General features: G+C 43.8%; 6 protein-coding genes and 1 pseudogene. 3 read left to right on the top strand and 4 right to left on the bottom strand.

Annotation, left to right across the window (positions count from 1 at the left end):
* On the bottom strand, positions 1-363 hold the full coding sequence (locus RM347_RS08040) for a helix-turn-helix domain-containing protein (RefSeq protein ID WP_322720040.1): 363 nt from the start codon (positions 361-363) through the stop codon (positions 1-3).
* A 109-nt stretch (positions 364-472) separates the two neighbouring features.
* Between RM347_RS08040 and RM347_RS08035 the strand changes: the two genes are divergently transcribed.
* Genes RM347_RS08035 through RM347_RS08025 form a run of 3 tightly spaced genes read left to right on the top strand, consistent with a single transcriptional unit; the run spans position 473 to position 8,194 of the window.
* Positions 473-1,624 carry a hypothetical protein gene (locus RM347_RS08035; RefSeq protein WP_322720041.1) on the top strand — a complete coding sequence of 384 codons (1,152 nt, stop codon included), beginning with the start codon at positions 473-475 and terminating at the stop codon, positions 1,622-1,624.
* A 4-nt stretch (positions 1,625-1,628) separates the two neighbouring features.
* Complete coding sequence (locus tag RM347_RS08030) at positions 1,629-5,249, top strand: hypothetical protein (protein ID WP_322720042.1); 3,621 nt, start codon at positions 1,629-1,631, stop codon at positions 5,247-5,249.
* Entirely contained in the window at positions 5,246-8,194 is a 2,949-nt protein-coding gene (locus RM347_RS08025; protein ID WP_322720043.1) for an RNaseH domain-containing protein, read from the top strand. The genes RM347_RS08030 and RM347_RS08025 overlap by 4 nt, the downstream gene beginning before the upstream one ends.
* Positions 8,195-8,399: 205 nt before the next feature.
* Here RM347_RS08025 and RM347_RS08020 read toward each other — a convergent pair whose 3' ends face one another.
* From RM347_RS08020 to RM347_RS08010, 3 genes and pseudogenes are all read right to left on the bottom strand, one after another.
* Positions 8,400-9,635, bottom strand: coding sequence for an LL-diaminopimelate aminotransferase (locus RM347_RS08020; RefSeq protein WP_322720044.1), 1,236 nt, complete (start codon positions 9,633-9,635; stop codon positions 8,400-8,402).
* Positions 9,636-9,792: 157 nt separating this feature from the next.
* Positions 9,793-11,151: an NAD(P)/FAD-dependent oxidoreductase gene (locus tag RM347_RS08015; RefSeq protein WP_322720045.1), complete on the bottom strand. Its 1,359-nt coding sequence runs from the start codon at positions 11,149-11,151 to the stop codon at positions 9,793-9,795.
* Between the two features lie 224 nt (positions 11,152-11,375).
* Positions 11,376-12,137: pseudogene (locus tag RM347_RS08010) on the bottom strand (IS5 family transposase).
* Positions 12,138-12,275: the final 138 nt, after the last annotated feature.

Raw genomic sequence — 12,275 nt, 5'->3', positions numbered from 1 at the left:
TTAGTTGTCGCTTTGTTGAGAACTATCCCGGTACGCTGCTTTGACTAGTTCTGCTAGTGCATTGGCGATCGCCGGATCGAGTTTTTTCGATGCTCGCAATTGAATTTCTATTCTCTCTGGTGTATTAGAGTCGGAGGGCGCTTCGGATTCCTCTGTTTTCTTAAAGAGTTCAGCAGGTGACGCTTGCAGCCAATCGCAAAGTAATAAAAAGGTTTCCATATCGGGTATTTTGCCATTTTCTACCCGTGAGAGTGTAGAAGAACTAATATTACCTATTTCTTTAGCTGTGTCTCGCAGCCCTTTCCTCCCTCGCTTCGTTTTCACCATTGCGGCTAATAAATTTGTGTCTAAGTTGTATCCCATATATTTTTTGTTTCATTTATGAAACAGTGTATCTTTTTTGTTCCTTGTAAGCTATAGTCGTTATGTGTTTTTAAACTGACAAGCTTGCTTTATACAAAGGAGATACTCCTTGGATAACAGTGAAATAATCATATTTGATTTCCTGGTTGTTGGTTTAGCAGAGTTTTTCCGTCCAGATACTCAATATCAACTTCCTAAATATCCATATCCTGATTTATTACGGCGTGTATGTAATACTTTGGCATTAAAGATTACAGATATTCCTTATCCACGTACTCTAGAAGGTCTTTTTAATCTTCTAGAAAAACCTTTGCAAACATGGTATCCATTGTCTATACCGAAGGAGTTTGATTCAGAATATGGACTAGTATACGATAGAGCAATAAGTGAGGAAGCCAGTCAGTATTTCTACGAGCAGTTATTAAAGCGAGGGCAACTTCCTGAGTTTGCTTCTGTGAAAGTACAACAAATTGCATTGGAGAACTTTCAGTTTTTGAGGTTGCTGGACAAGCTGCAACAAGCCAATGAAAAGGATGTTGAACGCTCTCAAAGGGAATATGTTTTGCTGCGTCAATTTTTAATTACGAATCCTTACACTACTCTAGAGAAGCTTCGCAACACCTTTTCTCAAACGCGTTATATCTCTATTGATGATATCGGCGAACTGTACGAAGACTGTAAGGAAAATGAATCTTATTGGTGCTGCGATCGCTGCGGCCCTTTAATTAAAAAACATGGACATCTACGTGGCGTTAAGCCAAGCGTCTGCAACGACCATCGTAAAAACTTGTCTCATGTCCGGCGTATTTATTGGAAGCAAGGTCTGCGTCGTCTCAAGTTTGGTATTCATTGGCGTGTCTGTTTGCCTGGAATCCCAGAGATACGTCTATTGGAGGCTTTAAAAAAGCTACATAAACAACAGCCAGAGTATCTTTGTGAAGTTCAGCTGTGGCCTGGTATTGACCGTTACGACCTGCAACTACGTTTTGGTGATGCCTCAGTGTGGGCTGTAGATATCAAAGACTACCGAAATCCGTATGATTTGGCTTTGCAACTGAAGCCGATATTTGGAGAAGGCGATTTGCGCTACGACGAAAGTTTTTATGTTATTCCTAACCATCGTCTGCATCAACGCCAAGATTACATCGAAATCCTGCGTGAAGAAGCAACAGGATTGCCAAAAAGCACCCATCTTGTCAGTGATACAGCTTTTGAAGAACGAGTCGTCGCCAAGATAATGCACCTGAGTAAAGGGAAATAGCATTATGAGCCAAATGACATTATTTAAGCCACCTGATATTTTTACAGAACGCTTAAAGGAATTAACAGATAACTCTGAGCTAAATCGAGAGCAAGCCCAATTATTGCTTGAGGTAGAACTTGGCTTTGCATTAATGGAGTGTTTAGGAATTGATGATGAACCTGTAACAGCAGTTTGGGCAACACTCAGTGGTATGCCTTTGCGACACTCACGTTTACAAAATTTGGATGAGATGCAACGGCGTGCAGTTGCTAACGCTCGGCAAATTATTCCGTTTTCTGCACGTTTTGCTTGGTTGAGTGCATTACGTTTTTACATCCGCAATATTCCGCAAAACAGACGTAATTATGATTTCGATATCCAGGATTTAGATTCTCAGATTATTCATGCTGCGAAACATCTTCGGGATCAAGTCAACCAAAATATATACGAAAACTCTCTGAGTGCGGATTTGGAGTTTCGCCAACGCAGGGTTAAGCCAGTAAAAGCAGGAGTTGTCTACCAATTCCAGGCTAAGACAGAAAAAGAAACAGTCACAATGCAAGTACAGTTCACACCAGAACATTTAAGTACTGCACGACAACAGCCTTGGTTTACTACACCCCGCTCTCGTGAGCCTTTTTCATTGCGAATCCCAGATTTAGAGTCAGATGCAGAGTTCCTCGATCGCCGCGAACAGTTACTCGCACGCCGATATGGTTGGTATGAAACACAAAAGGGACACTGGGTAAGCCGCTTTCGCAAAATCAACTTTCATAAAATTCAGGAAGACGGTACGCTGAGTGAGCGGAATACAAAACCATTAGAGTTGGATGGTTTTGTACATCTTGCGGGACAAGTCGCCTCTGGAAAGTCTACCCTGTCAACGTTGCAGGCCGTTAATGTACTAATAAATCACCCCGATCGCCGCATCACCTTGGTTGTCAGTGATGTACAGTCGGCAATTCGGTTAGCAAATCAAATTAATTGGTGGTTCTGTAACGATCCAGAAAACGATGAGCCGGTTGCTGTACCTTTACTAGGGCGTAGTAAACGAGACGCGCATCTGAAAAGCTTCTATGCCTCGAAAGACTTTCAGGAACACTGGCAACGCGGACAACCACACTGGGGCGATCGCTTTTTGGGAACAGCTTGTGCTTTGCAAGGATTGCTACAGTCTAGCGACATCTTCGACCGTTTGCAGGGCAAGCCACTCAAGCCTGGAACCGAGCCATGTCACTCTTTGAAAGAAGCACCAAAAAGTGAAAGCGATCGCAAAAAACAAAACGATAACCCTGGTATATCCCACTTATGTCCCTTTTTTGCCACTTGCCCATCACAGCAGGTATATCGTGATATGCCAACTGCCCGTGTTTGGATCACAACTCCAGGCGCAATGGCAATGGCTGGTTTGCCACGTCACCTAGAATTGCGTCCAATCAAAATAGGGGAACTGGTTTATCAACATTCCGATATTGTTGTATTTGATGAAGTAGATACAGTTATCAAGTGGTTTGACGACGTATATGCTGAGAAAGTTTTATTAACAAATGGTGGTGTGTTTGATGATATTGGGGTGAAAACTGAAGATTACATGAGGTTTAACCGTGTCAGCCCACCATTGATGCAGCGATGGACAACCGCAGAACGTCATGTACAGAGTGTAGTTACAGCAACATTAACGCTATTAGATAAACATTTAGGACACGAATTTTTGCGTAAATGGATAGAACGTGGCTATTTCACACCTAATTCTCTGCTCTATAAATTTGCTCGTCGCCTTGCTGGACTTGAAGAGTTAGATCATCCTGATGTCACTGAGCAAGAAATTAAGGCTAATAACCAACGTGTACAGGAGATAATGCAATATTTTGATGCATTACTTGACGACGATCCATTACTTGGGCAACCTAGATCCAATTCTAAAGTTAATAGGTTAGCACTTCTGATCCAACAGATAAACAGTATCGGCGAAAGTGCTACTGACGAAAGCATTTATCGTGCTTGCAAAGCCTGGATAGTTGATTTTTTCCCCAATACAGGAGAACTATTAGCGCGACTGCGATCGCAACTGGAAAAACGTCAAAACAATTCACAGCAGCCAGCTAAGAAAAAACGGCGAAACTCCTCAAAAAACGACGAACAATCAGATCCAGTAGACACTCTCGAAACCCTAGCTTATCGTTTACAGTTTGCGCTTACCATCACCCTTTTAGATCGGCACACACGCATTGTTTTTTACGAATGGCATCATCGACCGCCCATCCTGGATGACGAGCCACCACATCGTCGTATGCCGACAGCAATGTTAAATATTCTACCTTTACCACCAACAGGGCGGCAGTTTGGTACTTACTATTCTCGCAAGGATGACAATCACAATCAATCTGAGAACAGCAGCGAAAATGCATTATCCTTGTTTGCTTATACCAATATTGGTCGTTACTATGTTTTGAACTTTCATCGCTTGCTAACAGACTTGGATGGTCAACGCGGCCCTAACATCTTGGCATTATCAGGAACTTCTTATCTACGAGATTCCACACAATTTCATGTCGGCAATCCCCAAGGTATTTTAATGCCAGAGCCGAGTGCAACAGAAGCGATCGCCCAAAGCCGCTTTAAGTTTCTGCCTCAACCGAACCGCAAAGATGAACCTATCCGTATTTCTGGGACACCTGAACGTCAGAAAATGGGAATGTTTAAAGAGATGGCACAAGCGCTGGTTGGCAACAACGGTAGCGGTCATTTAGGACAGGAGCTTGAGGAATTGAAACAGCTTGGTGAGAGCGACCCAGATTTTTGGCAGGATAGGGAGCGCCTACTGTTACTCGTTAACTCTTATGACCAGGCGCGATGGGTAGCAGACGAAATCCGTCAATGTTGGTGGGGTATGCGCGAGCAAGTCTACCATTTGCAGCGCGATCGCACAGAAACTATTACTGATGATGATATCGACTATCAGTCAAGGATGGAAGTTGGCGCTCTCAACCGTGCTGACATCGAAACTTTCGCGCGTACTGGCGGCAAAATTCTGGCTGCACCGATCAGTGCTATGGGGCGCGGATTCAACATTTTGAATGCAAATGGCAAAGCTGCTTTTGGTGCGGTTTACTTTCTCACCCGTCCTTATCCTCATCCACATGATACTCAAGCGATCGCTCAAGAAATCAACCGTCGTGCCTTGGATTGGATAGAAGATGCGAATTTCGTCGCTTGGGAAGGAGACGGAATTTTAGGACGTGCAGAAGCCGTGCGTCGATTGGCTGCGCGTTATTGGCGATCGGTAGAACATCGTTCTTACTACAAAACACTGCGTGCAAATGAAGAGTTACGTGCTTTTCCCCGCCAAGATTTAGCCGCGACTACTGCGGGCGTAATTGTTCAAGCTGTAGGTCGTCTTTTGCGGGGAGGTGTTCCCTTTCATGCTTACTTTGTTGATGCTGCTTGGGCACCAAACTATGCCAAAGAACAACAGCCTGATACACCGCGTACCAGCTTGCTGGCAGCAATCATCGATTTGCTTTGTGACTATGTTAATGAAGATGTTATCAGTCAAGCTTTATACCAATCAATAGCAGATGCTTTGGTTAATATCGATGGCTTCAACTGGGAAATAGACGGAAGAGATAGAGGAAGAGTATGACTAGTAAAATTACACCAGCAAATATTTTGCTACCTGCCCGCATGAACTTGGTGACAGATGCATTTGCCAACCTAGAGATTGCTGTGCTGCCATTTCCTTTTGTTCAGGTAGTTGCAGACTTTTGCCGGGATATAAAACAAGTCTTGTATCGTAGCAACAACAGAGAGGTTAGGCCGCCCTATCGCCAGTTAAATAATGCTCTGCTTGCCTGTGCATCTACGCTCACATACGGTTTTGAGTTTCATAGTTTTGACGAGGAAAGCCAGCTTTCCTTATATCAAGCATTAGCTGTGGGAACACCAGAGAACCCACTGAAGACTCCCACACCCCAGCAAATACATCAATTAGTGATAATTTGGGCGCAGGAATGGACGAAGCAATATCGTGATAAAGGTAAAACAGATGAAGTGAATAGCGTGTGCGATCGCTTTCTTGAAAGAATAGCTGTAATCCCGCCAGATTGGGATTGGCAACCGATTAAACCGGAGACACTTGTGCGCGATATTAACGCAGAGAGAGGATTGGGATTTCAAGCCATTCCTAGTCTGCTCGCAACCATGTTGCACGGGAAGAAGTGCATCATTCACTCTGGAAAAACAGAGCAGGAAATTCAATGGCGCAAAGTACAGGGAGGTGGTTCGGGTAAAATTGGACTCTACCTAGTTAGCAAGCCGTTTAAGGCAAATTACACGGATAAAAATGGCAACGAAAGAGAAGGTTATTTTGCTTACCGCCTAGACTTTAATGTTGAGACGCAAGCAGGACGGTTCAATAATAACGGCAATTTAGAGCCGTGGATTTTCTTAGATTTAAGTTGCCAGCGATATCCTCATGAACCCTTATCAGATAGCAATTACGGCCGTGACATCTCTGTTCTCATGGGTATGAACAAGGCACGTTTATCCGATTACGAGGTAGATTCGACGCTAGTACGTCTGGCGATCGAAAACAATGGCAAAGAAAAAGAGAATTTGTGGGGATTGCAACTGCCGGAACTGCTTGCGGCCTTCAAGGCACGCGCCCTAGAAAAGCCAGAAACTATTCTTAATAACCTCGCAAAATTTGGTAATTTAAACAACTCAACTAATTGGGGTGATAGGGACGAATATTATCTAATTCATGTTGAAGGATATGGGTATGAGCATGAGAAACGGAAACGAGGACATAGTATCAAAACGGGATTTAGTTTTCTGGAACGAGGCGATATCATTGCACGGGTCCTGGAACTGCTTAAAGGCGTTTTGATACCAGATAATCCGATGCGATCTGATATTCCTGCACCATCTGGTAAGAAAGTACCACTAGCAATGCGCGATTACGAATTTATTTCTAGACCTCGTAAAGGACGGCAACTGTACCAACAAATTGCTACTGATGCTATTTCCCGAGCATTGCAGGGTAAGCCAATACATATCTTTCTCATTTATCGAGAACAAGACACTTGTGAGACTGTTTACCAGCAATTACGTGATGTATTCCTTCTCAATGAAAATGAGGATTTTCCAGCACACATTACAGTTTCAAAAATTTTGATTGATAATGCCAAGCTTTTAGAAAAATTTAATACAGATGGACTTAAGCCTAAAGATGGTAGCCAATTCGACAGACGGATGCGTGATGAACATCAAGCGAAGCGAGACCTATGGCGTACCTTTCTCCAGCAACGTGCTATTCCTCTGATAAATTTTGAGACTGCTCCCCACTGTTTAGCGATTATCGAAATTGGCCGAATCAAAACAAAGGGAGTTCTTCCCCAACAAAACATTAAAGGAGCTATTCGTGAAGCTTGTATTAGAGAGGGAATTAGTTCCCAAATGATACAGACGGTTACACCAAAATCAAGTGACACAGAAGATGGCCAGGATAAATTACCATCCTACAGCAAACCAACAAAAGGACGTGTGATGAGTGCTGTACTGGATGGAACATTACGTCAAATTGGGGCGCTATATGGGCTACCTTCTCAAGTCTACGAGCAAGCAAAGATACCGAAAGAAATTGCTCAAGAATTAGATGTAATTGCCTTTTGTCGTCGCAAATCTAGCCAAAATCAAGGTGATATTCACTATGCTCTTGCGGTTCGTCTGCGTGCAACAGGTGCAGTAGATGTACTACTTCCCGATGCTAATGATTGGATTCCTTACACACAGGCGGGAATTGCTGTCGGAAAAATTTTTGCTGAAGCACGTCGCGATCGCCAAGAAAATAAAAAACGCCTTCAAAGTAAAATCAAGTTGAGCGGTACGGAATTAGTACAGTTTGTTGCACGCACAGTAACCAAACATTTAGACCGACCAAGCATTGTTCTAATTGAAGCTGAAGGATGGCGTAACGGACGCGGCGAAGACAATGATGGTATAATCTGGCCCCAGTTGCAAAATGAGAACCTTTTGGCAAAATGCAACGTTCTCGACTTCTGCCATGTTCCTGGTCACACTTGCGAGTATAAGCGTGACAACAAACAACTACAGAACTTATTAGCAGTAATTCGTATTCGCGCTGGTAAAGAAACACCGCAGTACATTACCAATCGAGAAGCTTGGAACGAAGATTGTCCAGCACGAGATTTCCCACATCTGAGCGGTTTTTACGATCAGTCAGCACCAGGACTACTGCATTTCTTCTCTGTGGGAAAGCTACCAAAAACACAGAAGGCACAAGGTGAAATGCCAATACCCGAACTCTATAAACTCGGGTTCCAAGAGGATAAATACGGTGCTAACATCCCATTTAAACATCAACAGATGGTGGAGATGGTGCCGTTTTTTGTACATCCAGATTTTCATTTTCAAACAGAAGAAGCTTTAAAGGCTCTATGTCGTGTTCCTCACTGTTTAAGATGTTCGCCTGCTTGGTCTATGGGAAATATCGTTTCTCCATACCCAAGGCATTTAGGTCAGGAACTCATAGAGGATCATCTGTGTATACTTGGTGTAAATTTATAAATTTAACGTGAGGCATAACGGAGGTTGCAGAACATTGGGATGAATTGGGGCAAGCAGGGGAGGTAGGGGATGACAGCAGTCATAACCAGAATATAAGTGATCTGAGTTTAAATAATTATCTGTCAGGTTGCGGTGGATAATACAGCCCACCGTAACCTTTAGATTAATCGAATGAGTTTAACAAAAGCAGCTAAAAGCGATCGCCTTACACTTTAAACTTCTCGGTAATCCGCTTCATCGCCTCTTCGACATTCTCCCGGTTGTTAAACGCCGAAATGCGGAAGTAACCTTCACCCGCAGCACCAAAGCCAGAACCAGGTGTCCCCACAACATTGACAGTTTGCAGCAACTTATCAAAGAATTCCCAACTGGATAAACCATTAGGAGTTTTCACCCAGACGTAAGGTGCATTCACGCCTCCATAAACTGATAATCCGGCGGCTGTGAGTTTCTCGCGGATAATTTTGGCGTTTTCTAGATAGAAACTCACCAATGCTTTGATTTGTGCCTGCCCTTCTTCAGAGTAAACCGCTTCGGCTCCCCGTTGGACGATGTAAGAAACACCATTGAACTTGGTAGACTGGCGGCGATTCCAGAGTTTCCATAGTTCCACATCGGAACCATCGGCGGCTTTTGCTGTGAGTGTCTTTGGTACGACAGTTAACGCACACCGAGTTCCTGTAAAGCCTGCATTCTTGGAAAAAGAACGAAACTCGATCGCAACTTCTCTTGCACCTTCAATTTCATAAATTGAGTGGGGAATCGATGGATCGGTAATATAAGCTTCGTAGGCTGCATCAAAGAAAATAATCGAGTTATTAGCTTTGGCATAGTCTACCCATGCCTTTAAATATTCCTTGGTTGCAGTTGCGCCAGTGGGGTTATTGGGAAAGCAGAGATAAATTAAATCGACTTTCTTTGAAGGAATCTCGGCAGTGAAGTTGTTCTCAGCCGTAATCGGTAGATAAACTAAACCTTCAAATTCACCTTTATCGTTGGCATTCCCAGTATTTCCCACCATAACGTTAGTGTCTACATACACGGGATAAACTGGGTCAGTAACGGCAATTATATTGTCATGACCAAAGATTTCCAGAATATTGCCGGTATCGCACTTGGAACCATCGGAGATAAAGATTTCCGAAGCATCTATATCGGCTCCCCGTGCTTGGAAATCTTGAGTAGCAATTTTTTCTCGTAACCAGGCATAGCCTTGCTCTGGGCCATAGCCTTTGAAGGTAGTGCGATCGCCCATTTCTTCCACAGCTTTAATCATCGCTGTGCGGCAAGCTTCTGGCAGAGGTTCGGTAACATCGCCAATGCCCAACCTGATAACCTTAGCATCAGGATTGGCTTCAGCAAAGGCATTCACCCGCCGAGCAATTTCTGGAAACAGGTAACCCGCTTTCAGCTTCAGGTAGTTGTCGTTAATAGTTGCCATAGTAAATATGAAAAACGCCCTCAAACAGCTTACTGCTAATTTATCTGGGCGATAACTTTGTTATGGAGAGTGGGGAAGAGGCAGGGGGCAGGGGGAGAATAAAGAATTTCTCTCTCCTCTGCTCCCTGCCCCTCTGCCTCTTATGCCCAATGCCCAACTAGACATTTACTGGCTGTTTATTATCAGCTGATGTGTAGGTGTTGCTATTATCAATTCCGAACTGCGTGAGTGATTCTTGACCTGTAATCAATCTTGCTCCGCGATTACGGGTGAAATAGTTCCATGCCCACTGAATTATTACTACTAATTTGTTGTCAAATTCAATTAAGAAGTAGATGTGAATCACCAGCCAAAACAGCCATGCAAAGAAACCTTTCAGCTTGATAAAGCCCAAATCTACCACAGCAGAATTGTGCCCAATCATCGCTAAACTACCATGATCGGTATAAGCAAAGGGTGGTAAATTTTTACCTGCAAGCCGCTGTTGAACTAATGTTGCTACATATTCACCTTCTTGTTTTGCTACAGGTGCAACACCAGGTAGCGGTTTACCATTTTGATGAGAAAAATTTGCTAAGTCTCCAACTACAAAAATATTGGGATGTCCCTTAATACTCAAGTCAGGTTCGACAATAATACGTCCAGCGCGATCGCACTCAGCATCTGTGTGTTCTGCTAGCACTTTTCCCATTGCTGAAGCTTTCACACCTGCTGCCCATAATACCGTTTTTGAGGCAATCTCTTTAACTTCATCGCCTTGTTTGAGGGTAACAACATCATTTTCAATATTCGTTACCAGTGTTTTTGTCTGAACAACCACCCCTAAGCGCGTCAGGGATGCTTCCGCTTCTTGTGATAACTCCGGTGCAAAGGGTGGCAGAATCCGATCCAGACCTTCTAATAACAAAATCTTGGCTTCCGATGTGTCGATGTTACGGAAATCTTCTTTGAGAGTTTGATTTGCCAATTCTGCGATCGCGCCCGCCAATTCTACACCAGTAGGGCCACCACCAACAATTACAAAAGTTAACCAAGCACGGCGTTTTTCTGGAGTTGTTTCTTTTTCTGCGGCTTCAAATGCCGTAAAGATCCGGCGACGCATTTCTATCGCATCTTCTACAGTTTTCAAGCCTGGCGCAAATTCTTCCCAGTTGTCTTTGCCAAAATAGGAATGCTTGGCTCCTGTGGCGACAATTAACGTATCGTAAGGTATTGCTTCGTCGCCGACCATTACTTTTTGGGCTTCTGGATCGATATTATTCACCTCTCCCAGCAGCACTTTCGTATTCTTGCTCTTACTGAGCACAGAACGCAACGGTGAGGAAATATCCGCAGGAGATAGAGCACCTGTAGCAACTTGGTATAGGAGGGGTTGAAATAGATGAAAGTTACGTTTATCAATCAGAGTAACGTTTACTGCCCCTTTAGCGAGTGTTTTGGCCGCATAAAGTCCACCAAAACCACCACCAACAATGACTACTTTATGGGGTGGATTATTGTCAAGAGAATTTACCATAAGAAATATTATCCTGAATTTTGACTATTGTAACTATTCTTAACAAATTTGTATCAAACTTGTCATCATATATTTTGTATTGTTTTTTACATTTGATTGAAGATTAAAGTAATCAAAACTACAGGAAAAACCGAACTTTTCAAGATGGAGGCTCAGACAACAAGAGTTGGGAATATTTGAATCGTTCTTTGCTTGTGTAAGTAAGTCGGTGCTAGGGCGTGTCATCAATTAAGCCAGATAACGGCAGCAGCAAGATAAATTGCGCCCAGAAAGTTCCTTGCCCGCTTATCATAACGTGTTGCGATCGCTCGATATTGCTTGAGTTGGGCAAAGAAATTCGAGGGGGAGATGTCGTGCTTTGTATAAGTCTTTGTCATAGTCACGAGAAACAATACGGTTGCGTTTGGGCGGAATAACTACGGTTTTGCCCTGTTGTTCAAGTCGGTCAATCACGCGCTGATCAGCATCGTATCCCTTGTCCGCAAGCAGTGTATCGGAAGAAAGCTCGTTGAGCAGGATATCGGCTCCATCAAGGTCACATGCTTGTCCAGGAGTCAAGTGAAAACCGATAGGATTGCCTAAGGCATCCACCAAAGCATGAATCTTGGTACTCAATCCACCCTTGCTGCGTCCGATGGCTTCCCTAGACCCATCCCCCCCTTTGCCCCGGCACTGTGTTGGTGGGCACGCACAATGGTCGAGTCAATCATCGCATATTCGTTGTCTGCATCCTCGGCTAACACTTCAAACACCTGTTGCCACACTCCGCGCTTTGCCCATCGACTGAAACGGGTATGAACTACTCGAAAATCCCCAAACCGTTCGGGTAAGTCTCGCCACGGAATACCTGCTCGGTAGCGATACAGTATGGCTTCGACAAACAATCGATTATTTTTAGCCGTCACTCCGACAGTCTCTTTTCGCCCTGGTAGTAAGTCTTTGATGCGTTCCCACTGGTCATCCCGCAAGGCATAGCGGCGCGTCATTTTAGCACTCCTCTTCATTACTCAACTCGCGCTCGGCTATCAATTCTAAATTAGATTGACACCTATTTGATGACACGCCCTAATATTTCCAGCTATGTTAAGGAATTTTAATGTAGGGTGTGTTGTCGCCAAGCGCCG

This window comes from Nostoc sp. ChiQUE02, assembly GCF_034531305.2.
Lineage (GTDB): Bacteria > Cyanobacteriota > Cyanobacteriia > Cyanobacteriales > Nostocaceae > Nostoc.
The sequence above is the reverse complement of the archived record's forward strand: the minus strand, read 5'-3'. Positions and strand labels throughout refer to the sequence as shown.

What these genes read in the sequence shown, in the direction of transcription:
- RM347_RS08040 (WP_322720040.1), bottom strand. Translation starts at nt 363, where the DNA reads ATGGGATACAACTTAGACACAAATTTATTAGCCGCAATGGTGAAAACG.
- RM347_RS08030 (WP_322720042.1), top strand. Translation starts at nt 1,629, where the DNA reads ATGAGCCAAATGACATTATTTAAGCCACCTGATATTTTTACAGAACGC.
- RM347_RS08025 (WP_322720043.1), top strand. Translation starts at nt 5,246, where the DNA reads ATGACTAGTAAAATTACACCAGCAAATATTTTGCTACCTGCCCGCATG.
- RM347_RS08020 (WP_322720044.1), bottom strand. Translation starts at nt 9,635, where the DNA reads ATGGCAACTATTAACGACAACTACCTGAAGCTGAAAGCGGGTTACCTG.
- RM347_RS08015 (WP_322720045.1), bottom strand. Translation starts at nt 11,151, where the DNA reads ATGGTAAATTCTCTTGACAATAATCCACCCCATAAAGTAGTCATTGTT.